The 23,377-nt window shown below is 53.5% G+C and carries 18 protein-coding genes, 2 tRNA genes, 3 rRNA genes, 2 other RNA genes and 1 pseudogene; 8 read left to right on the forward strand and 18 right to left on the reverse strand.

Annotation, left to right across the window (positions count from 1 at the left end):
• Nucleotides 1-12 precede the first annotated feature (12 nt).
• The gene (gene mraZ / locus DBV39_RS11830) at nucleotides 13-441 is read right to left on the reverse strand and encodes a division/cell wall cluster transcriptional repressor MraZ (RefSeq protein WP_108623249.1); all 429 of its coding nucleotides are present in this window, start codon (nucleotides 439-441) and stop codon (nucleotides 13-15) included.
• 241 nt (nucleotides 442-682) lie between these two features.
• Nucleotides 683-1,094, reverse strand: an RNA gene (rnpB, locus tag DBV39_RS11835) — RNase P RNA component class A.
• A 271-nt stretch (nucleotides 1,095-1,365) separates the two neighbouring features.
• Here rnpB and DBV39_RS11840 point away from each other — a divergent pair.
• Nucleotides 1,366-3,192 carry an ATP-binding cassette domain-containing protein gene (locus tag DBV39_RS11840; protein ID WP_108621699.1) on the forward strand — a complete coding sequence of 609 codons (1,827 nt, stop codon included), beginning with the start codon at nucleotides 1,366-1,368 and terminating at the stop codon, nucleotides 3,190-3,192.
• A 7-nt stretch (nucleotides 3,193-3,199) separates the two neighbouring features.
• Here the strand turns inward: DBV39_RS11840 and pyrC are convergent, their stop codons facing one another.
• Entirely contained in the window at nucleotides 3,200-4,276 is a 1,077-nt protein-coding gene (gene pyrC / locus DBV39_RS11845) for a dihydroorotase (protein WP_108621700.1), read from the reverse strand.
• A gap of 204 nt (nucleotides 4,277-4,480) precedes the next feature.
• Complete coding sequence (locus tag DBV39_RS11850) at nucleotides 4,481-5,668, reverse strand: M20 aminoacylase family protein (protein WP_108621701.1); 1,188 nt, start codon at nucleotides 5,666-5,668, stop codon at nucleotides 4,481-4,483.
• Nucleotides 5,669-5,824: 156 nt separating this feature from the next.
• Between DBV39_RS11850 and DBV39_RS11855 the strand changes: the two genes are divergently transcribed.
• Entirely contained in the window at nucleotides 5,825-6,097 is a 273-nt protein-coding gene (locus tag DBV39_RS11855; RefSeq protein WP_108621702.1) for an SWIB/MDM2 domain-containing protein, read from the forward strand.
• A gap of 74 nt (nucleotides 6,098-6,171) precedes the next feature.
• On the opposite strand, the gene DBV39_RS11860 is transcribed toward DBV39_RS11855, so the two are convergent.
• From DBV39_RS11860 to ilvD, 9 genes are all read right to left on the reverse strand, one after another.
• A complete protein-coding gene (locus DBV39_RS11860; protein ID WP_108621703.1) occupies nucleotides 6,172-6,534 on the reverse strand; it encodes a DUF4870 family protein in 363 nt (120 codons plus the stop codon).
• 636 nt (nucleotides 6,535-7,170) lie between these two features.
• Nucleotides 7,171-7,283, reverse strand: a 5S ribosomal RNA gene (gene rrf / locus DBV39_RS11865).
• Between the two features lie 174 nt (nucleotides 7,284-7,457).
• Nucleotides 7,458-10,342 (reverse strand): 23S ribosomal RNA (locus tag DBV39_RS11870).
• A gap of 455 nt (nucleotides 10,343-10,797) precedes the next feature.
• Nucleotides 10,798-10,873 (reverse strand) — tRNA-Ala (locus DBV39_RS11875).
• A gap of 12 nt (nucleotides 10,874-10,885) precedes the next feature.
• Nucleotides 10,886-10,962 (reverse strand) — tRNA-Ile (locus DBV39_RS11880).
• Between the two features lie 128 nt (nucleotides 10,963-11,090).
• A 16S ribosomal RNA gene (locus DBV39_RS11885) occupies nucleotides 11,091-12,621 on the reverse strand.
• Together the 16S, 23S and 5S rRNA genes with 2 tRNA genes alongside form the textbook arrangement of a ribosomal RNA operon.
• A 646-nt stretch (nucleotides 12,622-13,267) precedes the next feature.
• Nucleotides 13,268-13,795: a peptide-methionine (S)-S-oxide reductase MsrA gene (msrA, locus tag DBV39_RS11890; RefSeq protein ID WP_108621704.1), complete on the reverse strand. Its 528-nt coding sequence runs from the start codon at nucleotides 13,793-13,795 to the stop codon at nucleotides 13,268-13,270.
• Nucleotides 13,796-13,822: 27 nt separating this feature from the next.
• Nucleotides 13,823-14,185, reverse strand: coding sequence for a c-type cytochrome (locus tag DBV39_RS11895; RefSeq protein ID WP_108621705.1), 363 nt, complete (start codon nucleotides 14,183-14,185; stop codon nucleotides 13,823-13,825).
• Complete coding sequence (ilvD, locus tag DBV39_RS11900; RefSeq protein ID WP_108621706.1) at nucleotides 14,169-15,857, reverse strand: dihydroxy-acid dehydratase; 1,689 nt, start codon at nucleotides 15,855-15,857, stop codon at nucleotides 14,169-14,171. The genes DBV39_RS11895 and ilvD overlap by 17 nt, the downstream gene beginning before the upstream one ends.
• 92 nt (nucleotides 15,858-15,949) lie before the next feature.
• On the opposite strand from ilvD, the pseudogene lgt reads away from it, so the two are divergent.
• Nucleotides 15,950-16,740 (forward strand): annotated as a pseudogene (gene lgt, locus DBV39_RS11905) (prolipoprotein diacylglyceryl transferase).
• On the opposite strand, the gene DBV39_RS11910 reads toward lgt, so the two are convergent.
• From DBV39_RS11910 to DBV39_RS11925, 4 genes are all read right to left on the reverse strand, one after another.
• Nucleotides 16,709-17,419 (reverse strand): SIMPL domain-containing protein, encoded by a 711-nt coding sequence (locus DBV39_RS11910; protein ID WP_108623250.1) that lies wholly within the window; start codon nucleotides 17,417-17,419, stop codon nucleotides 16,709-16,711. The pseudogene lgt and the gene DBV39_RS11910 sit on opposite strands and share 32 nt — an antisense overlap.
• A 21-nt stretch (nucleotides 17,420-17,440) precedes the next feature.
• A non-coding RNA gene (gene ssrS / locus DBV39_RS11915) (6S RNA) lies at nucleotides 17,441-17,626 on the reverse strand.
• 21 nt (nucleotides 17,627-17,647) lie between these two features.
• Nucleotides 17,648-17,938, reverse strand: coding sequence for a cell division protein ZapA (locus tag DBV39_RS11920; protein ID WP_108621707.1), 291 nt, complete (start codon nucleotides 17,936-17,938; stop codon nucleotides 17,648-17,650).
• Entirely contained in the window at nucleotides 17,938-18,351 is a 414-nt protein-coding gene (locus DBV39_RS11925) for a hypothetical protein (protein WP_108621708.1), read from the reverse strand. Before DBV39_RS11925 ends, DBV39_RS11920 begins: the two co-directional genes overlap by 1 nt.
• Before the next feature lie 92 nt (nucleotides 18,352-18,443).
• Here DBV39_RS11925 and DBV39_RS11930 point away from each other — a divergent pair, with 92 nt between their 5' ends.
• Complete coding sequence (locus DBV39_RS11930; RefSeq protein ID WP_108621709.1) at nucleotides 18,444-19,352, forward strand: NAD(P)-dependent oxidoreductase; 909 nt, start codon at nucleotides 18,444-18,446, stop codon at nucleotides 19,350-19,352.
• Here the strand turns inward: DBV39_RS11930 and DBV39_RS11935 are convergent.
• Nucleotides 19,326-19,877: an RNA pyrophosphohydrolase gene (locus tag DBV39_RS11935; RefSeq protein ID WP_108621710.1), complete on the reverse strand. Its 552-nt coding sequence runs from the start codon at nucleotides 19,875-19,877 to the stop codon at nucleotides 19,326-19,328. The genes DBV39_RS11930 and DBV39_RS11935 overlap by 27 nt on opposite strands.
• Nucleotides 19,878-19,958: 81 nt before the next feature.
• Here DBV39_RS11935 and DBV39_RS11940 point away from each other — a divergent pair, with 81 nt between their 5' ends.
• The 4 genes from DBV39_RS11940 to DBV39_RS11955 are packed head-to-tail and all read left to right on the forward strand — an operon-like array spanning nucleotide 19,959 to nucleotide 23,272.
• Entirely contained in the window at nucleotides 19,959-21,695 is a 1,737-nt protein-coding gene (locus DBV39_RS11940) for a proline--tRNA ligase (protein WP_108621711.1), read from the forward strand.
• A complete protein-coding gene (gene ybgC, locus DBV39_RS11945; protein WP_108621712.1) occupies nucleotides 21,696-22,151 on the forward strand; it encodes a tol-pal system-associated acyl-CoA thioesterase in 456 nt (151 codons plus the stop codon).
• Nucleotides 22,152-22,154: 3 nt separating this feature from the next.
• Nucleotides 22,155-22,820, forward strand: coding sequence for a protein TolQ (gene tolQ / locus DBV39_RS11950; RefSeq protein ID WP_108621713.1), 666 nt, complete (start codon nucleotides 22,155-22,157; stop codon nucleotides 22,818-22,820).
• Entirely contained in the window at nucleotides 22,820-23,272 is a 453-nt protein-coding gene (locus DBV39_RS11955) for an ExbD/TolR family protein (RefSeq protein ID WP_108621714.1), read from the forward strand. Before tolQ ends, DBV39_RS11955 begins: the two co-directional genes overlap by 1 nt.
• The last annotated feature ends 105 nt before the right edge of the window (nucleotides 23,273-23,377 follow it).

Below are 23,377 nucleotides of genomic sequence, written 5' to 3' on the forward strand. Positions count from 1 at the left end.
ATCAGTCACGGTTCAGAATGAAAATTGATCGAGTGCTTCGGGCATTCCTCCAGCCAGGTCCTCTGCTTCACGCTTGGCCAGCTCTGCTGCATCCCAAAGTTCAAAGTGCCCACCCATTCCCAGGAGCATCACGTCTCGGGTCAGGTTTGCGGCGTTGCGCAGCTCCGGTGCAATCAGCACCCTGCCTGCGCTGTCAAACTCAACATCCTGGGCATTACCAAGAAGCAGTCGCTGCAGTGCCCGGGCCTGCATCGGGAAAGCGGCGATCTGCTCACGCTTTTTTTCCCATTGCGGCCGCGGATAGACCAGCAGACAACCATCAGGATGTCTTGTGATCGTCAGGCGACCTTCAGCCTGAGCAAGCAGCGCGTCACGATGCCGGGTCGGAATATTAATCCGCCCCTTCGCGTCGAGCGTGAGAGCACTGCTACCTTGGAACACAAAATTCCCCACAAATTCACACAAAACTACACTTTTCCCCACTCTAAGACAATTCGGATTGAATGGTCAAGCGAAAAATGAGAATTTTTTCAATGATCACAATGACTTAGCGCACCATTTAAAAGTCTCACATAGATATTTTCTTTTTTAAATCATGTGATTGCATGGCGATTTGAATGTGGCACTTTAATAAAAAGCGCCTGATTTGAACCAATTGAAAGGGGGATGTGCTATGGAGGGTGTGCGGAACAGGCCTGTAGGCCGGATTCTGTAAGCAAACAGTGTCTGCTGGCAATCATTCATCTTGGCGATACATTACTGCATCACTCTAGCCACCTACCCGCATGCTCGGACGGGTCGTCCTACACGCTTCAATGAAGCGAACACATGCCTATTTGGTGTTGCTCCCGATAGAGGTTGCCGCGTTTCACCCTGCCGCGTTGACCCGTTAAGGTCATGCGCCATGGTTGCACCATGGCGGTGTATGCAAGTGATGCATACCCTCGCGCCAGACTCGTCTCTGTGGCCCTGTTCCTCAGCTTGATGACACAGACGTGTCACCTTGCCGGACGGCCGTTAGCCGCTATCGCACCCTGTGGAGTCCGGACCTTCCTCGAAACGTCTGCACGTCCCGCGATTGCCCGGCCTGCCCCGCAGACAGATTGTATGCGGCTTTTGCTGCCACACCCTCGACTATTCAGGCAAGACGTCCTCTGAACTGCGACAATGGAGGCCTGGTGATCTCAGACATGTTCTGTAAAGGCATGAAAGTACGGAAATAACCCACCCGACGCAGACAAATATGAACGCGACTCAAGGGTTACCTGGCAGTTTCCGCTATCAATGCTCTAACAAGATTGGCGTTCATGTGAACACTGTTTCTGATATCTCGTTTATTTTCTTCTCTCTATCACACCAGTCTGTATGACCGCACTGATCAACTTGCAGGACGTCGACCTGGCCTTTGGCCACTACCCGCTGCTGGACCATGCCAGTATGAGCATTCTGGAGGGTGAGCGTATTGGCCTCATTGGTCGCAACGGAGCTGGCAAATCTTCGTTGCTAAAACTACTGGACAGCAGGCAACAGCCCGATGACGGACTGGTTCAGTCAATTGACGGGTTACGTGTTGCAACTGTCGAGCAGGAGCCTGAACTGCCGGGAGACTGCGTTAAAGACGCGCTAGTCCATTGCGCAGAGCGAGGCGTCGTGCGAGAAGCGTGGGAGCTGGATACCGCAGCAGCGCAGTGGGCCGACAGGCTGGGGATCGACCTGAACACCCCTGTCAGTAGCCTGTCTGGAGGAATGCGCAAGCGTATTGCTCTTGCAGGCGCCCTGATACAGGAGCCCACCCTGTTATTGCTCGATGAGCCAACCAACCACCTTGACCTTGACGGAATTGAATGGCTGGAATCCATCCTGCTGGGCTGGCGTGGAAGCGTCGTCCTGATCACACACGACCGGGCGTTTCTCGACCGTGTCGTGACACGCATCGTTGAACTCGATCGCGGCAAGTTGCTCAGTTTCCCTGGAAACTTCACCCAGTGGCAAGAACGAAAGGCTCAGTGGCTGCATGCAGAGGCACTTGAGAATGCAAGATTTGACAAGCTTCTCGCTCAGGAGGAAGTCTGGATACGAAAAGGCATTGAAGCGCGACGTACTCGTAACGAAGGCCGGGTGCGACGACTGGAACAACTCAGGCGCGAAAGGGCACAACGACGCGATCAGCTTGGCAAGGTCAATCTGGCGATCGATCAAGGGGTGCGCTCAGGCAAACTGGTTGCAGAACTCGAACACGTCAGCAAGGCGTTCGGCAACAAGAACATCATCACAGACTTGACCATCACGGTCATGCGGGGCGACAAAATTGGTCTGATTGGACCGAACGGTGCGGGCAAATCAACGCTGCTGCGCCTCCTGCTTGGCGAAATGGAACCCGACAGCGGAACGGTCAAACTCGGCAGCAACCTGAAGGTTGCGTACTTTGACCAGATGCGCGCCCAACTTGATGAAACCGCAACGCTGGCTGACGCCATCAGCCCGGGCAGTGAGTGGGTGGAGATTGGAGATCAGCGCAAACACGTGGTCAGTTACCTCGGCGACTTTCTCTTTGAACCAGCAAGAATCCAGTCTCCCGTCAGCACACTGTCCGGCGGTGAACGGGCCAGACTATTACTGGCACGGCTGTTTGCAAGGCCAGCCAACGTACTCGTGCTTGATGAACCCACCAACGACCTCGATATTGAAACGCTGGAGCTACTTGAGTCCCTGCTGCAAGAGTACACAGCAACGGTTCTACTGGTCAGCCATGATCGGGTGTTTCTGGATAACGTGGTCACGCAGACAATTGCTTACGAAGGTAATGCGAACTGGCGTGCCTACGTGGGAGGATATTCTGACTGGCTGGCACAAAGGCCGGCGGCAGTGGCCGAGAAGCCAGGCAGGGCAGACAAGCCAGACAAAACTATGGCTTCAGATCCACGGGACGCCCCTTCTGGCAAATCTTCCGCCAGGAAGCCCACTCGACTGGCACCTTGGGAGTTGCGCGAGCTTGAAACCATCCCGGAAAAGATTCAAGCCCTGGAGTCCGACCATGAGTCACTGGTCGCGCAGCTAGGCTCGCCCGAGCTTTATCAATCCGATCCTTCAGCGCTACAGACCCTGCAAACAAGGATTGACGACCTCCAGGCTGAGCTTGATTTGCATTATCAGCGATGGGAATTGCTGGAATCCAGACAAACTGAAGGGTAAATAGCTGCTAGGGCTGCAGACGCCAGGTGAGCGCCTGGCCTGCAGCGAGTGGAACCAGCGTGTCCCCGTCGATGTAAGGCAACTCTTCTGGCACCACATACGATTGCCTGATCAAGGTAATCGAACCGTCATTGACCGGCAGATCATAAAAAGCTGGACCTCTGAGCGAAGCAAATGCCTCGAGCCGGTCTAGCCGGCCGACAGACTCAAATGCCTGTGCATAAAGCGCCATCGCATGCAATGCGTTGTAACAACCCGCGCACCCACAATCCTGCTCCTTCAAACCTCGGGCGTGTGGTGCGCTATCTGTCCCCAGAAAAAATCTCGGACTGTCGCCAGTGGCAACCTCCAGGAGGGCCTGCCTGTGAAGCTCGCGCTTCAGAATCGGAAGGCAGTACCAGTGAGGCCGTAGTCCACCCTGGAATATTGCATTCCGGTTATACATCAGGTGCTGCGGCGTGATGGTTGCCGCAATCGGGCCTTGTGCATCCCTTACATAATGTGCACCGTCACGGGTAGTGATGTGCTCAAACACAACTTTGAGTTCGGGGAAGTCTTTACGCAAGGGAATCATGACACGATCGACGAACACAGCCTCCCTGTCGAACACATCAACATTCGGGTCGGTCACCTCTCCGTGTACAAGCAACGGAATGCGAAGCCTTTGCATTGCATCAAGAACCGCGCGGCATTTCCCAAGCAGATCTGTGACGCCACTATCAGAATTTGTCGTGGCACCAGCGGGATACAGTTTGAATGCATAGACGTGTTCACACGATGCAGCGGCCTGCACATCATCGACCGAGGTGTTGTCTGTCAAATAAAGCGTCATCAATGGCTCAAACTTGTACGACAACTCTTCATCACGCTGCTGCAGGGCTTTCAGAATCTGATTCCGATAGGCAACTGCCTGCTCAACGGTAGTGACTGGAGGACGCAAATTGGGCATGATGATTGCCCTTGAAAACTGCCTGGCCGTATCCGCAACAACAGCCCGTAGCGCATCACCATCACGCAGGTGCAGATGCCAGTCATCTGGACGACGGATAGTCAGAGTAGAAGGAGTCTGCGAGGTTGGATTCACGGTAAATTCTCTTATGGACGCCTATTCGGACGCAGAGGCACGAACTACATTGCGAGCCGAAGTCCAAACGCCAGTGATTGAAGTTGCAAAAACCTGCCAGCCTAAAGCTGAAAGTCGTTGTGCTTGCTCCGTTCTGAGCATATTGAATGACGCGGTCACAGGCAATAACCGAAGACAGTTACGGAATTCCCTAAGTTCCCCACCCTATAACGGCAGCGACTGCCGCACGATCTCAACGAAGACCGCAGCACCAGTTGGAATAACTGCGTCATTGAAATCATAACTTGGATTGTGTAACTGGCACGAGCCTGGCTCACCGCCTTGTCCGAGCCTGAAATAAGCACCAGGCTTATGCTGCAACATGAAAGAAAAGTCTTCAGAGCCCATGGATGGCACGAGATCTCGAACGACCCTCTCATCACCGACCACCCGCTTAGCGGCACGGGCCACTATGTCTGCCTCATGGGGCGTATTGATTGTGGCCGGAAACAACTTCTCGTACCGTAGCTGCGCGGAGGCCCCAAAGCCCTGGGCAATGCTCGTGACAAGAGAACGCATACGATCTTCAATCATGTGTTGCACCGAGGGCCTGAATGTCCGGACGGTACCCACGATCGTTGCCATTTCCGGGATGACACTCATCGCGCCGAATTGCCCAGCTTGAACCGAACCAACTGAAACCACAGCTGAATCCATCGGATTGACATTGCGCGACACGATACTTTGAAGTGCCGTGATGATCTGGGCACAGACAAGGATGGGGTCAATTGCCTGGTATGGATGCGCTCCGTGCCCTCCCTTACCCTTGACCTGAATCTCGAAACGGTCTGCTGCCGCCATCATGGGCCCAGAGTTGAGCCCGATATAACTAGGGGCCAATCCCGGCCAGTTGTGCAGGGCGTACACAGCATCACAAGGAAATCGCTCAAAAAGACCATCATCAATCATTGCTTGCGCACCGCCAAGCCCTTCTTCCGCCGGCTGAAAGATAAACGCGACCGAGCCATTGAATTGTGGTGACGCGACAAGGTATCTAGCAGCCGCAAGAAGAATGGTGGTGTGCCCGTCGTGCCCACATCCATGCATTACGCCGGGGTTACGCGACCGGTGCTCGCCTGAGCCAATCTCCTGCATCGGCAAGGCGTCCATATCAGCACGCAATCCAATCATCCTCTCGCTATCGCTTCTCAACCCTCGAAGCACCCCAACCACACCCGTCTTGCCAATACCTCTGTATACTTCCAGCCCCAGCGCTTCGAGAGACCCTGCGACCAGTCCTGCTGTACGAAACTCCTGAAATCCCAATTCGGGGTGAGTATGCAAGTCACGCCGAATTGTTACCATCTCGTCATGAAACTGGCTAATTGCTTCTAGGGGAGTACGTGCTAGCATGGCGGTCCTAGGTGTAAACATGCCCAGTGTAATAGTTTACTCATCGGATAAGTTTGGTAAAGTCAGCAACTGATTTCAGGCTTGTCTCAATCTGTGTAATCGCAGACTTTGTTGCATCCATACATTTTTTTGAAATAGGCATAAAGGAGAGTCCTAATGGCCACAGCCACCAAAACGGCCCGCAAGCCCAACGCTGCATTCATGAAACCGCTTACCCCAAGCCCAACGCTCGCAGCCGTCATTGGACCTGAAGCCGTTCCTCGCACCGAAGTGACGAAAAAGATCTGGGAATACATCAAAAAGCATGACCTGCAGGATCCCAGCAACCGTCGCAATATCAACGCAGACGACAAACTCAAGCCTCTGTTCGGTAAGGATCAGGTTTCGATGTTCGAGTTGACCAAAATCGTGAGTGGTCACCTCTCCTGATAAAAAAAGGACCTACGGGTCCTTTTTTTATCACAGCCGCCAAGTCAAATCCGGCTTCGAGCCCAATCAGTCTCTCAGCCTTCCTGGGGAGTCTTGTTATCCAGTAGTGCAAGAACCCCTCGTATCAGCCTGTACAGCACCCAAAGAATAGTAGCCAGTATGCCTGCCCAACCGATCACGATAAACACTAACAGATAGCTTACGGCCATCCACAGCAAACCCCATAAGAACGTCGCGATCAGCCAGTCAAAGTGAGCAGCGTAATAAGTTCCGGCTGCGTCAGGTCGTTTTATATAGATCATCATCACAGCAGCGATTGGTGCAAATGCAAAAAGCCCTGATGTGATGAAACCCAGACCAAAAAGCGCATATGCAACCAGTGTAACTATGCGAAGGGACGCGGTGGGTGTAACAGGATCGTCCTTCAGATCTGGCATCTGTAATCTCCATAAAAGCGAAAAAGTTCTACCTGAACTTTATACATGGTCTGAGAAAAACTCAAACCATCATGGACAGACAATCACCAAAAGATGATCGCCCGAGCGATAAAACTGTACGGGTGCAGCGATATTAGTCGGATGAGCATCACCGATAGTGAATTTACTTACCAGGAACGCAGCCATGGCCGGAGTTTATCCGTCCCCGGTTAGCTGTGTGGAAGTGGACACACGAAACACACTACCAGCAGAGCGTCATTTCAACCATGAATAGAGGGTGAGAGGAAAGTACACACACTCATAGGCCAGAGAACAGAGTCCCGCTCCCGACGCGACGATTCTGGTTCTGAATCGGCAAAGGGGGGTAGCCCATAGGCTACATCCCTGCCACACCACCCGGCATGCGGGTCCGCACCGGGCGGTTCGAGAAGTTGGGGTCATGAGAGTCGGGGTAGACCCAGCCGGTCAAAGTACGCAAACGTCAGTACACCATTGAGGGACTTCGCGCAGTTGCTCTTCACTTTGCTCACTGTGACCAGCTCGCAGCGGGACTTGCACCCGCAGGGGTGCGCCCATGCAGGGCGCACCAAGTAAAAAACCCTCGCTTTTGAGGGCGAGGGTTTTTTGTAATGAGGAGCCTGACGATGACCTACTTTCACAGATGTCCATCCACTATCATCGGCGCAAAGGCGTTTCACTGTCCTGTTCGGGATGGGAAGGAGTGGTGCCACCTTGCTATGGTCGTCAGGCGAAGGGGTTGGCGGTACTGGGGTTGAGTCCAGTTCCGCCGGATCGGGAAGAAGCGTGTTCAACGAGTCGCTGCGCAAGTGGCAGCGGGGTTGGATGTATGGTGTTGGTTGCGTTTTGAGGCGCACTATTGACTATTTTGTTTCGGCACACTTGGCTATAACCAGCAAAGTTATAGGATCAAGCCGCACGGGCAATTAGTATCGGTTAGCTAAGTGCATTACTGCACGTACACACCCGACCTATCAACGTTCTGGTCTTGAACGACCCTTCAGGGGGCTCGAGGCCCCGGGATACCTAATCTTCAGACGAGTTTCCCGCTTAGATGCCTTCAGCGGTTATCTCTTCCGTACTTAGCTACCCGGCAATGCCATTGGCATGACAACCGGTACACCAGAGGTACGTCCACTCCGGTCCTCTCGTACTAGGAGCAGGCTCCGTCAAGTATCCAACGCCCACGGCAGATAGGGACCAAACTGTCTCACGACGTTTTAAACCCAGCTCACGTACCTCTTTAAATGGCGAACAGCCATACCCTTGGGACCGGCTACAGCCCCAGGATGAGATGAGCCGACATCGAGGTGCCAAACACCGCCGTCGATATGAACTCTTGGGCGGTATCAGCCTGTTATCCCCAGAGTACCTTTTATCCGTTGAGCGATGGCCCTTCCATTCAGAACCACCGGATCACTATGTCCTGCTTTCGCACCTGTTCGACTTGTCAGTCTCACAGTCAAGCACGCTTATGCCATTGCACTATCAGCACGATTTCCGACCGTACCTAGCGTACCTTCGAACTCCTCCGTTACACTTTAGGAGGAGACCGCCCCAGTCAAACTGCCCACCATGCACTGTCCCCAACCCGGATCACGGGCCAAGGTTAGAATCGCAAACAAACCAGGGTGGTATTTCAAGGATGGCTCCACGCGATCTGGCGACCACGTTTCTGCGCCTCCCACCTATCCTACACAAGCCGGTTCACAATCCAATGCAAAGCTACAGTAAAGGTTCATGGGGTCTTTCCGTCTAGCCGCGGGTAGATTGCATCATCACAAACACTTCAACTTCGCTGAGTCTCAGGAGGAGACAGTGTGGCCATCGTTACGCCATTCGTGCAGGTCGGAACTTACCCGACAAGGAATTTCGCTACCTTAGGACCGTTATAGTTACGGCCGCCGTTTACCGGGGCTTCGATCAAGAGCTTGCACCCCATCACTTAACCTTCCGGCACCGGGCAGGCGTCACACCCTATACGTCGACTTTCGTCTTGGCAGAGTGCTGTGTTTTTAATAAACAGTCGCAGCCACCGATTCTCTGCGGCCCCTTCATGCTCCGAGCGCAGGCTCTTCACACTACCGGGGCATACCTTCTCCCGAAGTTACGGTATCAATTTGCCGAGTTCCTTCTCCTGAGTTCTCTCAAGCGCCTTGGAATATTCATCCCGTCCACCTGTGTCGGTTTGCGGTACGGTCTCGTATGGCTGAAGCTTAGAGGCTTTTCCTGGAACCACTTCCAATCACTTCGCGACACTTGGTCGCTCGTGCCACACCCTTGAATCACGCGCCCGGATTTGCCTAAGCGCCTTCTACAGTGCAGCAACAGGGACTTCCAACACCCTGATGACCTTCCGCGATCCGTCCCCCCATCGCACCATACGACGGTACTGGAATATTAACCAGTTTCCCATCAGCTACGCATCTCTGCCTCGCCTTAGGGCCGACTCACCCTGCGCCGATGAACGTTGCGCAGGAAACCTTGGACTTACGGCGAGGGGGCTTTTCACCCCCTTTATCGCTACTCATGTCAGCATTCGCACTTCTGATACCTCCAGCAGCCTTTACAAGCCACCTTCGCAGGCTTACAGAACGCTCTCCTACCGCGTGTACAAAGTACACACCCGCAGCTTCGGTCTATCGCTTAAGCCCCGTTACATCTTCCGCGCAGGACGACTCGATCAGTGAGCTATTACGCTTTCTTTAAAGGATGGCTGCTTCTAAGCCAACCTCCTGACTGTCTATGCCTTCCCACTTCGTTTCCCACTGAGCGATAGTTGGGGACCTTAGCTGGCGGTCTGGGTTGTTTCCCTCTTGAGTCCGGACGTTAGCACCCGGTGCTCTGTCTCCCACGCTGTACTTGCCGGTATTCGGAGTTTGCCATGGTTTGGTAAGTCGCCATGACCCCCTAGCCATAACAGTGCTCTACCCCCGGCAGTAATACGTGAGGCACTACCTAAATAGTTTTCGGAGAGAACCAGCTATTTCCAGGTTTGTTTAGCCTTTCACCCCTATCCACAGCTCATCCCCTAATTTTTCAACATTAGTGGGTTCGGTCCTTCAGCACGTGTTACCGTGCCTTCAACCTGGCCATGGATAGATCACCTGGTTTCGGGTCTACACCCAGCGACTGAATCGCCCTGTTCGGACTCGCTTTCGCTACGCCTGCCCTATTCGGTTAAGCTTGCCACTGAATGTAAGTCGCTGACCCATTATACAAAAGGTACGCAGTCACCCCTCAAGGAGGCTCCTACTGTTTGTATGCATGCGGTTTCAGGATCTATTTCACTCCCCTTCCGGGGTTCTTTTCGCCTTTCCCTCGCGGTACTGGTTCACTATCGGTCGATCACGAGTATTTAGCCTTGGAGGATGGTCCCCCCATCTTCAGACAGGATTTCACGTGTCCCGCCCTACTTGTCGTACGCCTAGTTCCACAATCGTGATTTCGTCTACAGGGCTATCACCTGCTATGGCCACGCTTTCCAGCGTATTCAACTATCACAACTGCTAAATCGTACAGGCTGATCCGATTTCGTTCGCCACTACTTTCGGAATCTCGGTTGATTTCTTTTCCTCGGGTTACTTAGATGTTTCAGTTCACCCGGTTCGCCCTCGCTGGCCTATGTATTCAGCCAGGAGTACCTCCCTTACAGAAGGTGGGTTTCCCCATTCGGATATCTGCGGATCAAAGCTTGTTTGCCAGCTCCCCGCAGCTTTTCGCAGGCTGCCACGTCCTTCTTCGCCTGTGATCGCCAAGGCATCCACCACATGCACTTAGTCACTTGATCCTATAACCTTGCAGGCTATAGGCTTTACTTGCTTTGCTGAGTTTTCGCGTTTGTGTGCCGTTCTTCCTTTCAAGGCTCCAATCCTGTCATCTGCGTCTTGCAACACACACGACCCGATCGGTCTCGAGTAAGAACAAATTACTACTAATGCAATCACAACCCGTATTCACGTCACTGCGCACACCCTCAAACTCGCCCGCCTCCTGTAAGGCCGGCCCGCTTGACAATGCACCACGCAAATACTATTTTCTCGTTGTGCTTCTTCCTGATTGTTAAAGAACAAAGTGTTAAGTCTCTCGACTACGCAAAGTGCTGCCGCTTCACCGCAAACCCGACTCTCGCCTGACTTGCCGCACTACAACAGCCCTCTGCACAGTACGCAGAGATGAAATCTCTAGCCAAGCCCGCCACTATAGCACACTTGCCTAAAACACCTCAGCTCTACACACTGGTGTTGGTGGAGGATGACGGGATCGAACCGACGACCCCCTGCTTGCAAAGCAGGTGCTCTCCCAGCTGAGCTAATCCCCCAGTACCCGATCTTGGTGGGTCTGGTTGGATTCGAACCAACGACCCCCGCCTTATCAAGACGGTGCTCTAACCGACTGAGCTACAGACCCAACCGACCCAGCATCTCTTAACCCTTTGAACATCCGAACAACCGATAAGTGTGAACAGCTAACTTGCCAACTCCCCCTGGCGCACTGCACTGAACCTACATCCAGTCCAACACCAGAGCCTTTCTCTTAAAGGAGGTGATCCAGCCGCACCTTCCGATACGGCTACCTTGTTACGACTTCACCCCAGTCATGAATCCCACCGTGGTAATCGCCCTCCTTGCGGTTAGGCTAACTACTTCTGGTGAAACCCACTCCCATGGTGTGACGGGCGGTGTGTACAAGACCCGGGAACGTATTCACCGCGACATTCTGATCCGCGATTACTAGCGATTCCGACTTCATGCAGTCGAGTTGCAGACTGCAATCCGGACTACGATCGGGTTTCTGGGATTAGCTCCCCCTCGCGGGTTGGCAACCCTCTGTCCCGACCATTGTATGACGTGTGAAGCCCTACCCATAAGGGCCATGAGGACTTGACGTCATCCCCACCTTCCTCCGGTTTGTCACCGGCAGTCTCATTAGAGTGCCCTTTCGTAGCAACTAATGACAAGGGTTGCGCTCGTTGCGGGACTTAACCCAACATCTCACGACACGAGCTGACGACAGCCATGCAGCACCTGTGTTCCGGTTCTCTTGCGAGCACTCCCAAATCTCTTCGGGATTCCAGACATGTCAAGGGTAGGTAAGGTTTTTCGCGTTGCATCGAATTAATCCACATCATCCACCGCTTGTGCGGGTCCCCGTCAATTCCTTTGAGTTTTAATCTTGCGACCGTACTCCCCAGGCGGTCAACTTCACGCGTTAGCTGCGCTACCAAGGCCCGAAGGCCCCAACAGCTAGTTGACATCGTTTAGGGCGTGGACTACCAGGGTATCTAATCCTGTTTGCTCCCCACGCTTTCGTGCATGAGCGTCAGTGTCATCCCAGGGGGCTGCCTTCGCCATCGGTGTTCCTCCGCATATCTACGCATTTCACTGCTACACGCGGAATTCCACCCCCCTCTGACGCACTCTAGCCCGGTAGTTAAAAATGCAGTTCCAAGGTTAAGCCCTGGGATTTCACATCTTTCTTTCCGAACCGCCTGCGCACGCTTTACGCCCAGTAATTCCGATTAACGCTTGCACCCTACGTATTACCGCGGCTGCTGGCACGTAGTTAGCCGGTGCTTATTCTGCAGGTACCGTCATCCACCCGGAGTGTTAGCCCGGGCGATTTCTTTCCTGCCAAAAGTGCTTTACAACCCGAAGGCCTTCGTCGCACACGCGGGATGGCTGGATCAGGGTTGCCCCCATTGTCCAAAATTCCCCACTGCTGCCTCCCGTAGGAGTCTGGGCCGTGTCTCAGTCCCAGTGTGGCTGGTCGTCCTCTCAAACCAGCTACGGATCGTTGCCTTGGTAGGCCTTTACCCCACCAACTAGCTAATCCGATATCGGCCGCTCCAATAGTGAGAGGTCTTGCGATCCCCCCCTTTCCCCCGTAGGGCGTATGCGGTATTAGCCACTCTTTCGAGTAGTTATCCCCCGCTACTGGGTACGTTCCGATACATTACTCACCCGTTCGCCACTCGCCGCCAGACCGAAGTCCGCGCTGCCGTTCGACTTGCATGTGTAAAGCATCCCGCTAGCGTTCAATCTGAGCCAGGATCAAACTCTTCAGTTTAATCTCTGTATTACTCCATACTGACAGATCGCTCTGCCCGTACGGCGCTTGTACTCAAAAGCTTGACAAGGTGCCTAAAGCCCTAAAGCTCCAGACTTCCTTACCTTGCTTCAATGTGAGCACACTTCTATTGCTTGATGACTCCAGCATCGCCCGGCACCACTTGCGCAGCACCAGCCAACACTTCAAAGGTCGTCAGCGATATCAGCTGCCCACACTTATCGGTTGTTCAATTGTTAAAGAGCGTCTCGACTTCCTGTCGATTCCAGAATTATAACACACTCCGGAAGATCCTGCAACTTACTGCGATTTGCCAGAAGTTACTGCTTTTTCTGACCGCGTTCGGCGCTTTTACAGCACCGCCGCCTCGCACTTCCCGCTGTCCGTTCGTTTGTTCGTTCAGCAAAGAAGCGAGATTATGAACCTCTTTTTTCTTGCTGTCAAGTTGCGCTTCAAAAATCTTTAAATTTTTTCGAGCAACCTCAAACCTGACTGCATTTTCGCCGTTCGTTCGTTTGTTCGTTCAGCGAAGAAGCGAGATTATGAAGATATTTTTCACGGCTGTCAAACTAGTTTCACATTTACAAGATGGTTGAACCTGAATATGGTCATCTTTTCCTGACACACCGCCCTTGCTCTGCTCTGTTCATTTCAGATAATCATAGAAATTTTTCCTGAATTTCATAACCTTGGGAGAGACAACAACCTGGCAATAGCCCTGCCCGGGATTTCTTTCAAAGAAATCGTGGTGATAGTCCTCAGCAACCCAAAACTTCTGTGGAGGCAAAATCAATGTACAGATCTTTGCAGGAAAGACTCCCTGTTGGTCAAGTTCACGAATTTTCTGTTCCGTCATCGTATGCTGCATATCATTCTGTGCAAATACGGCAGACTGATATTGGGGCCCGACATCATGCCCCTGACGTCCAGGGGTTGTCGGGTCATGGGTACCAAAGAAAACATCCAACATCGTTTCAAATGAAACAACCTTTTCGTCATACTCAACAGCCACCACTTCGATATGCCCTGTGGTCCCTGCACAAACTGCGTCGTACGAAGGGGCCTCAACATGGCCGCCACAATAACCAGGTCGTACGGAGTGCACACCTTTCATTGCAGAGAAGATCGCTTCGGTACACCAGAAGCAACCACCACCAAATACCGCTGTTTCCATGTTGAGCCCTTTTTTCAAACGGTAGAGTTATGGCTCGATTGCCAGAATCCATTCAGCCAAATTCCTGGCGTTCTCTGGCGAGACTTGAGCCTGGGCAGGCATGGGTATAGCCCCCCATTTTCCCCGCCCACCTTTGCGAACCGAATCGACGAGGATTTCAACAGCATCCGATTGCCCTGCATAGCGCTCAGAGATCTGCTTGAAACTCGGACCAACCCGCCGACTGTCAATTTGATGACAGGCCAGGCAAGCGCTGCTTTTTGCCAGCGCAGTCCCTTCCTCCATCGAAAGGGCTTCCGCCAGAGCGACGGGGACGGAAAGAACCACACCTACGATGCCAACAACTGCCAGGACAACACTCTTCACTCTACGCTCACTCATCAAATGCATCAGTCACGGCACCTTTACTTGCGGTGCTGGCGAGACGTCCGAATTTAGCAAGCACTCCCCTCGTGTAACGAGGAACAGGCTGCCTCCAGGATTTTCTTCGCTCTTCAATCTCCTCATCCGAGATATTGACCTGAAGGAGCAACTGATGGGCATCGATCGTAATCGAGTCGCCTTCCCTGATCAGCCCGATATTGCCCCCGACAAAGGCCTCTGGAGCAACGTGACCGACAACCATGCCCCACGTGCCTCCTGAGAACCGTCCGTCCGTGATCAGACCGACACTCTCGCCCAGTCCTTGACCAATCAGTGCAGAGGTAGGTGCCAGCATTTCACGCATGCCTGGACCTCCTTTCGGTCCTTCATAACGAATGACCACGACATCACCTGCCTTGATCTTCTTATCCATGATGGCCTGCATTGCGAGGTCTTCTGAATCAAAAACGCGCGCAGGGCCGGTGATGACCGGATTCTTGAGACCCGTGATTTTGGCAACCGCGCCTTCAGATGCCAGATTACCTTTCAGGATCGCAAGGTGCCCGTGGTTGTAAAGTGCATTGTCGATGGAGCGAATCACGTCCTGACCTGAAGGTGGCTGATCAGGCACGTCGGCCAGCACTTCTGCAATAGTCTTGCCGGTGATGGTCTTGCAGTCACCATGCAACAAACCGGCGTTCAACAACAGTTTCATGACCTGGGGAATACCTCCTGCGCGATGCAGGTCAACGGTCAGATACTTTCCTGACGGCTTCAGGTCGCACAACACAGGGACCCGCTTGCGGATCCGCTCAAAGTCATCAATGGTCCAAGGCACCTCTGCCGCGTGAGCAATTGCAAGGAAATGCAGCACAGCATTGGTGGACCCTCCGATCGCCATGATCACCGAGACTGCATTTTCCAGCGACTCGCGCGTGATGATGTCGCGTGGCTTGCGATCACCTGCTTTGACGGCTTCCACCAGAACGGCCGCGGCCTTCTCGGCATTCGTAATCGCCTCACCATCTTCGTTAGCTGCCGTGCTTGAGTAAGGCAGGCTCATACCCATGGCTTCGAACGAGGAGCTCATGGTGTTCGCCGTATACATCCCCCCACATGAGCCAGAGCCGGGAATTGCCTTTTGTTCAATTGACTTGAAGTCCTCCTGGCTCATGCGGCTCATGGTGAACTCGCCCACCGCTTCGAACACAGACACAATATTCAGGTCTTTGCCTTTGTGCTGGCCCGGCTTGATGGTGCCGCCGTAGACATAGATGCCCGGTACGTTCATTCTTGCCAGTGCCATCATTCCACCCGGCATGTTCTTGTCACACCCACCGACTACAACAACACCGTCCATCCACTGACCCTGAACCGCCGTTTCGATGCAGTCAGCGATCACTTCTCTGGAAACCAGGGAGTACTTCATCCCCTCGGTCCCCATCGACATCCCGTCAGAAATGGTAGGAACGCCAAACACCTGAGGATTGGCCTTCGCAGCGCGAATAGCAGTGACAGCGGCATCAGTCAAAGGTTGCAGACCACTATTACAGGGAGTGATCGTGGAGTGCCCATTGGCCACGCCAATCATCGGGTTCTCGAAATCAGTTTCCTTGTAACCCATGCCGTAGTACATGGCACGGTTAGGGGCTCTTGCCACACCTTCGGTGATGTGGCTTGATCTTTCATATTTCGACATAGGTCCTTCCGACGGTAAAAAGGCAAAGTACTAAAGAGGCAAAGTACTCAAGGTTATTATGAAACATCTCCAGCATAAACCGGTTTAACACTATGTTGCAGCACCCGCAGATAGACCCCATCGCAATCCAGATTGGCCCCCTGGCCGTTCACTGGTACGGACTGATGTATCTCATAGGCTTCGCAAGTGCCTGGCTTCTCGGGCGATGGAGAGTAAAAAAAGGGCTGACCCGAGTCAAACAGAGTGACTTTGAAGATATGCTGTTTCTCTGCATGATTGGCGTCATACTGGGCGGTAGACTCGGCTACGCTCTGTTCTACAAACCCGACTATTTTATTGAGAACCCCATACATGTTTTCTATCTCTGGGAAGGCGGCATGTCTTTTCACGGGGACTGCTAGGTGTTCTCGGTGCACTCTGGATCTTTGCGCGCAGAAGAGGTTACAAGTATCTCGAACTAGGCGACCTCCTAGCACCTCTCGTTCCGCTTGGGCTTGCCGCAGGACGAGTAGGCAACTTTATCAACGGCGAATTGTGGGGCCGCACGACCAGCCTGCCATGGGGAATGATTTTCCCGGCAGCGCAGGACGGTCTGGCCCGCCATCCATCACAACTGTATCAATTTGCGCTTGAAGGACTATTGCTTTTTACGGTTGTGTGGGTATTTTCACTCAAGAAACGTGCAACTGGTCAAGTGAGCGCAGTCTTCATAACCGGCTACGGTGTCGCGCGATTCGTTGCTGAATGGGCACGCGAACCTGATGCATTTCTGGGTTTGCTCGCCGGTGGCCTCAGTATGGGCCAATGGCTGAGTCTACCGATGATTCTGGCTGGCATCATCCTGTATCGCTTCAGCGCAACTCGATCAAACCTGAAACCGTGACCGAAACCGTCTGAACATCAGGAACCAGTGTCAGGCCGGCCTTTTCTGCCCGGTCTGACGCAACAGCAGCCATCACAAATGGCCTAGGCATCGACATTTCACCACTGTCAGAGATGTTCAGACTCTGGATCGAGAAACTTGAGTATCCAAAAACTCGTGCGGTTGTCGTTGCTTTTTCTCTGAAGGCATGTGCAACCGAATCCATCAGACGGGACTGCTCCGCCCTGCGAGCCTGGTCCGACAACGAAAAACTCACCCCAGACAACGCCAGAAGATCTGCCACTTTGTCTGCACTGGACGCAGAAAGCGACACATCATTCGAACGCAAAACGAGATCAGCCCGGCCTTGCCAGCCACTGATCTTGCCATTGTCGTCATATCGGGGATAAGTCTGCACGTTTCCAGTGCTCACTCGCAAACCTGACGGGTTGCCAATACGAGATTTGGCCTGATCGATCATTTCGGTCAGACGCTGATTAACAGCAGCAGCGGAATCGTCCTGAACCTGGGCTGACAAAACGATCTGGACCTGGTCCTGCTGGACTTCTGCACTGACGGTTGCAGAAATCTCTGCAACCGGAGCGCTCGGTGCTGCGACTGATGAGCCGCTGCACACCCCAAAGACCACCAGACCCAAAACCATCACATCTGCAAGCCGGGAGCGAAGGACGCACACCATCAGTCTGACCTCACTACAAAAAAATGCCCCGCGATTGCCGTCAAAGACCGGCATCTCGAACCCTCGGTTCAAGTCGGCAGTCTCGCGACTGGTTTCGAGCGCATCTGACTAGAGACCCGCATTCCCGCCAATCGTCCCGACCACCTGGTTAGCCATAAATATCGGTTCAGAGAATTTATGGTCAAGTCACGTACAACGCAGGGACAAACCGTTGTTTTGCCTGATTTCTCAAACCGCAGAATCAAGCAAAGCGTTTATGTCATCAATCTTACGCTTGAATTCGCCAACCGACAAATCACCAAGCGGCCCCTGGGGGGATTTCAACGTAAGCAACTCGGCCGCAATCTGAATCGCCACCATGATTGCAATCCGTTCGTTGCCGGCAACCTTGCCAGAGCCCTGCACCTTTCCCGCAAGCTGACTGACATGAGTAACTGCTGCCTGCAAAGCTTCCTTTTCCTCCGGAGGACAAAGTAACGAATAATCTCTACCGAGAATCTTTGCTTCCACACGCTCCATCATTCCTGCCCCTGTACCAATGCGCCTGGCAGACGCTCAAGAACGCCATCAATCCTGGCCTGCGCCTCACGGGTGACGGCTTTGAGACGGACAACGTCTTGCTCCCGAGACTTGAGATCTGCCTTGATAGCGTCTTTCTCGGCGACGAACAGATCAAGCGTGCCCTGCAACTGGGACACCTGCTCCTGTGCTCGACGCTTCTCAGCCTGAACTGTTGACTCTGCGTGACCAGCATTCGCTCGGAGTCGCACCAGTTCAACTTCGTTCTCGTTAACCTGGGCAAGCAAGGAATCCCTCTCCGCTTTCAATGATTCGACCTGACGGCGAAACTCTTCACACGCCTGATCGAGTGTCTGGGTCCGCTCCACGACAGTGCGGATTCTATTTTCTAGGTGGTCGAGTTCTTCAAACATGATCGCAATCGTAAATCAAAATGAGGGGAACCGTCAGTGTTTGTTTTGTACACTCGTTGCAACTACAACCGACTCGCAACAAGGAGCTACGCATGAGCAATGCCAGCATTCAACCCCGCCAGTACGAGCAGATTCCATCGAAAAAAGTCGCATTCATAGGGCTTGGAGTGATGGGACTGCCCATGGCCGGTCACCTCGCCTCGGCCGGACACAACGTTACTGTTTATAACAGGACTACGACAAAAGCCAAGGCTTGGTGCGATGAGTTTGGCGGCGCCAGTGCGCCCACGCCCAAGGAAGCGGCTCAAGATGCGGACATTGTATTCTGCTGCGTGGGTAACGATGACGATCTTCGAAGCGTCGTTCTTGGTCCACAAGGTGCATTAGCCGGAATGAAGGGCGGAGCGGTGTTTGTCGACCATACAACCGCGTCGGCGACCGTTGCACGTGAGCTTGCGCAGATTGCAAAAGAACAAGGAGTCGGCTTCATTGACGCACCTGTGTCTGGCGGTCAGGCTGGTGCGGTGAATGGCCAGCTAACCGTGATGTGTGGCGGTGACGCGGCAGTGTTTGAAGCGATTCGACCGATCGCCATGCACTATTCACGTGCAGTCACGCTTGTCGGATCCATCGGCTCCGGACAACTCGCAAAGATGGTCAATCAGATATGTATTGCCGGACTGGTTCAAGCCCTATCCGAGGGCATTGCGTTCGGCCAGACAGCCGGACTGGACATGAAACTGGTACTGGATGTCATCAACAAAGGTGCCGCCCAGAGCTGGCAGATGGAAAATCGGGGCGACACCATGGTTGATGACAAATTCGACTTCGGCTTCGCCGTTGACTGGATGAGAAAAGATCTCAACCTGGTGATGGACGAAGCCCGCAAAAATGGGGCGCGCGTCCCGATTACCGCCCTGGTAGACCAGTTCTATGCCGATGTGCAGAAAATCGGCGGCGGACGCTGGGACACTTCAAGCCTGATTAAGCGGCTCCGGTAAGGCGAGCACCTGCCTTGCTCGATGCCGCCTCCCGGCAGACAGCGAGCAAGGCGGCTTGAAAATCAGCGAGGACAATTCACTCAACGCTTGAGTGTATACATCTCGCTTGAATTCAATCACCGTATCCATCGATACCCAATAATGGCTCCAGCGCCAGGCATCGAACTCGGGATGGTTCGTCGCCCTGAGGCAAACATCAGAATCTCTACCTACCATTCTGAGCAGGAACCATATCTGCTTCTGTCCGCGGTATACGCCTCGGGAATCCCTGCGTATAAAACGATCAGGCACGTCATAACGGAGCCAGTCTTTGGTTCGTCCCAATATCTTTACGTGTTCAGGCCGCAGTCCAACCTCCTCGCGCAACTCGCGATACATCGCCTGTACGGGTCGCTCTCCGTACTTGATGCCACCTTGAGGAAACTGCCACGCATGCTCCCTAACACGTTTCGCCCAGAAAACCTGATTTCTGTGGTTGACGAGGATAATACCGACATTGGGGCGATAGCCATCACGGTCAAGCATAGCCACACCCACGGAATTCAATACAATTAGGTTGATTATACGTACTCCTTAAACCTCCAACCTGCGAGATAACCCGAACCCATGCGAGCCAGTGCTTTTCATATCAACACGATCAAAGAAGCGCCTAACGACGCGGAGATCGCCAGTCACCAACTCATGATGAGATCGGGCATGATCCGCAAGCTTGCGGGAGGCATTTACAACTACATGCCACTCGGCTTGCGCGTGATCCGTAAAGTCGAGAACATCGTTCGCCAGGAAATGAACGCGGCAGGAGCGCTTGAGTTACTCATGCCAGTCGTTCAGCCAGCCGAGCTCTGGATGGAGTCGGGACGATGGGAAAAATATGGGCCAGAGCTGCTGCGGGTCAAGGACCGTCATGGTCGGGATTTCATTCTGCAACCGACTTCCGAAGAAGTCATTACGGATATTGCACGCAACGAAATCAGAAGCTGGCGCCACTTGCCCGTTAACTTCTACCACATCCAGACCAAGTTCAGGGACGAACGCAGACCCAGGTTTGGCGTCATGCGCGGGCGCGAGTTCACGATGAAGGACGCCTACTCGTTTGACCGTGACCAGGAGTCCGCGCTGGTCAGTTACCAGAAAATGTTTGATGCCTACCAGCGCATCTTCAGTCGTCTCGGTCTGACTTACAGGGCGGTTGCGGCAGATACCGGTTCAATTGGCGGCTCATCCAGCCATGAGTTTCAGGTCATTGCAGACATTGGAGAAGACCTGATCGTCTACGACCGCAACTCCGACTACGCGGCCAATATCGAGCTTGCACAGGCCCCATGCCTGATCCCTCAACGCGGCGAGCCACGGGAAAGTATGCAGAAAGTGCACACGCCGGGGGCAGCAACGTGCGAACAAGTCAAGGAGCTGCTGGGAGAAAACCTGGAAAGAACCGTCAAGTCCATTGTTCTGGCAACCGAGGACGAGCAGAGAATTGTCACTATCTGGCTGTTGCTGGTCCGCGGTGACCATGACGTGAACGAGATCAAGGTTGGTAAATTACCTGGGTTTGAGCAAACGTTCCGGTTTGCTACCGAGCAGGAAATCCGCAGCCATTTTGGCTGCCCACCCGGATATCTGGGACCTGTTGGCCTCGATAGCAATATTCAGGTCATCGCCGATCTGACAGTTGCCAACATGCATGACTTTATCTGTGGCGCGAACGAGGCGCCTTATCACCTGCGCGGCGTGAACTGGGGACGAGACCTTCCTGAACCAACGTTGATTGCCGACATCCGCAACGTAGTCGAAGGTGACCCCAGCCCGTCTGGTCAAGGCACGCTCAGCATCCAGCGCGGTATTGAAGTTGGCCATGTCTTTTACCTGGGAACCAAGTATTCCGAAGCAATGAAGGCGACCTTTCTTGACGAAACCGGTAAACCCGCCCTGATGGAGATGGGATGTTACGGGATTGGCGTCACTCGTATCGTAGGTGCTGCAATCGAGCAGAACCATGATGACAGAGGAATCATCTGGCCCCGCGCCATGGCACCGTTCGAAGTGGTAATCTGCGCAGTGGGCTGGGGAAAGAGCGAGATCGTCAGAGAGAAGGCGACAGCCTTGTATGAAGACCTGATGAATGCTGGCGTGGAGGTCATTCTTGATGACAGAGATGCGCGCCCGGGCGTCATGTTTGCTGAATGGGAACTGATTGGAGTACCTTTACGCATCACCATCGGTGACCGGGGCCTGAAAGAAGGTCGAATCGAAATACTTGAGCGTCAGAACACAGAAGCCGTGATGGTAGACGTGGAACGTGCGCCTCAGACAATTCTGACAACGTTGGCGAAGTTAGCCTGAATGCACGACAAATCCAATCGCACAGCCCTGGTAGACAGCCCATGGGATGACTTCCATGGCTGGAGCGTTCGCGTCTACTATGAGGATACGGATGCAGGGGGGGTTGTTTTCTACGCGAACTACCTTAAATTCATGGAGCGTGCGCGAACGGAGTGGTTACGAAGCCTGGGAGTTTCACAACAGGAACTTTCTAAGCAGAAAGGTCTCGTATTCGTTGTATCCAGTCTGTCAATGGAATACAAGGCTCCAGCCCGGCTGGATGATTTGCTGACGATACAGAGTGTGATCTCCGATATCCGACGCGCGTCGCTGAACTTTACCCAGCGGATCACCCTGCAGGACAAAGTACTGGCCAGAGGCCAGATTCGTGTAGGCTGCGTGGATATCAACACAATGCGTCCTGCTGCGATTCCGCCGGATCTTTATAAACGAATTTCTTCAACCAGCCAGAGATAAAAGATGCCCGTAGCTTCTGCAGACATGTCGATCATGTCTCTGATACTTAATGCCAGTTTGCCCGTCCAGCTCATCATGCTGCTGCTGCTGGCCATATCGATCGTATCCTGGACATTCATTTTTTCCAAGCGCATGGCACTGCGGCGCGCACGTGTACAGACACAGGATTTCGAAGACGACTTCTGGTCCGGTGGTGACCTTGCAGACTTGCACCAGACCATTGCAAAGCGTCGCAGCGAACAGGGAGCTCTAGCAAGGATTTTTGACGCCGGGATGACAGAGTACCTCAAGTCGCATCGATCCCCAGGCGCTCTGGACGGATCGAAACGAGCGATGAAAGCCGCATTCCAGCGGGAGCTTGACGAGATGGAAACACATCTTGGATTCCTGGCTTCTGCAGGATCCGTCAGCCCCTACATTGGCCTGCTTGGCACTGTCTGGGGCATCATGCATGCGTTTCTTGGCTTGAGCAATGTCGAACAGGCAACCCTCGCTGCGGTCGCGCCAGGCATTGCTGAAGCGCTGATTGCAACCGCAATCGGCCTATTTGCGGCAATTCCGGCAGTTGTAGCGTACAACCGCTACACAGATGAGGTTGATCGACTGGCGACACGTTTCGAGACGTTTGTTGAAGAATTTCTGAACATTCTGCAAAGGCAGTCGCGCTGATGAGTTCTCTTCGCTCCAATAGACGTGGCGCAAGGCGACTAAAGAATGAGATCAATGTCGTGCCTTATATCGACGTGATGCTGGTCCTGCTCGTGATCTTCATGGTCACCGCGCCGATGATCACCCCCGGGGTAATCGATCTTCCAAGCGTTGGTAGGGCGGCATCTGTGCCGGCGACCCCCATAGAGGTCCAGATTGGTCAAGACGGTCAGGTCGCATGGCGTGTAAGAGAAGCTGGTTCGGAGTTCCAGCCAGTTGCCAGAGACAGCCTGGCCCAGACCATTCTGAACGCCGGAGCCCCTGACCAGCCTGTCGTCATCGCCGCTCACGGCAAAGTACCATACGAGTCTGTGGTAAACCTCATGGACAGTCTCCGGGCAAACGGCGTGGAAAGACTTGGATTACTTGTCGAACAGCGTCAAAGCGAAAGCACACAGGCTCCCGTACAGTAATGGCCCGCAAGTTGCAAAGAATCTTCTCAAGATCATCGTCAAATCGGCCAAACGAGCCAATAGGGAAGGCGCTCGGACTCGCAGTAGGGTTACATGCAGCCTTGT

This window comes from Orrella marina, from assembly GCF_003058465.1.
GTDB classification, from domain to species: domain Bacteria; phylum Pseudomonadota; class Gammaproteobacteria; order Burkholderiales; family Burkholderiaceae_B; genus Algicoccus; species Algicoccus marinus.

What these genes read in the sequence shown, in the direction of transcription:
- DBV39_RS11840 (WP_108621699.1), top strand. Translation starts at nt 1,366, where the DNA reads ATGACCGCACTGATCAACTTGCAGGACGTCGACCTGGCCTTTGGCCAC.
- DBV39_RS11850 (WP_108621701.1), bottom strand. Translation starts at nt 5,668, where the DNA reads ATGCTAGCACGTACTCCCCTAGAAGCAATTAGCCAGTTTCATGACGAG.
- DBV39_RS11855 (WP_108621702.1), top strand. Translation starts at nt 5,825, where the DNA reads ATGGCCACAGCCACCAAAACGGCCCGCAAGCCCAACGCTGCATTCATG.
- DBV39_RS11860 (WP_108621703.1), bottom strand. Translation starts at nt 6,534, where the DNA reads ATGCCAGATCTGAAGGACGATCCTGTTACACCCACCGCGTCCCTTCGC.
- msrA (WP_108621704.1), bottom strand. Translation starts at nt 13,795, where the DNA reads ATGGAAACAGCGGTATTTGGTGGTGGTTGCTTCTGGTGTACCGAAGCG.
- DBV39_RS11895 (WP_108621705.1), bottom strand. Translation starts at nt 14,185, where the DNA reads ATGCATTTGATGAGTGAGCGTAGAGTGAAGAGTGTTGTCCTGGCAGTT.
- ilvD (WP_108621706.1), bottom strand. Translation starts at nt 15,857, where the DNA reads ATGTCGAAATATGAAAGATCAAGCCACATCACCGAAGGTGTGGCAAGA.
- DBV39_RS11910 (WP_108623250.1), bottom strand. Translation starts at nt 17,419, where the DNA reads ATGGTGTGCGTCCTTCGCTCCCGGCTTGCAGATGTGATGGTTTTGGGT.
- DBV39_RS11920 (WP_108621707.1), bottom strand. Translation starts at nt 17,938, where the DNA reads ATGGAGCGTGTGGAAGCAAAGATTCTCGGTAGAGATTATTCGTTACTT.
- DBV39_RS11925 (WP_108621708.1), bottom strand. Translation starts at nt 18,351, where the DNA reads ATGTTTGAAGAACTCGACCACCTAGAAAATAGAATCCGCACTGTCGTG.
- DBV39_RS11930 (WP_108621709.1), top strand. Translation starts at nt 18,444, where the DNA reads ATGAGCAATGCCAGCATTCAACCCCGCCAGTACGAGCAGATTCCATCG.
- DBV39_RS11935 (WP_108621710.1), bottom strand. Translation starts at nt 19,877, where the DNA reads ATGCTTGACCGTGATGGCTATCGCCCCAATGTCGGTATTATCCTCGTC.
- DBV39_RS11940 (WP_108621711.1), top strand. Translation starts at nt 19,959, where the DNA reads ATGCGAGCCAGTGCTTTTCATATCAACACGATCAAAGAAGCGCCTAAC.
- ybgC (WP_108621712.1), top strand. Translation starts at nt 21,696, where the DNA reads ATGCACGACAAATCCAATCGCACAGCCCTGGTAGACAGCCCATGGGAT.
- tolQ (WP_108621713.1), top strand. Translation starts at nt 22,155, where the DNA reads ATGCCCGTAGCTTCTGCAGACATGTCGATCATGTCTCTGATACTTAAT.
- DBV39_RS11955 (WP_108621714.1), top strand. Translation starts at nt 22,820, where the DNA reads ATGAGTTCTCTTCGCTCCAATAGACGTGGCGCAAGGCGACTAAAGAAT.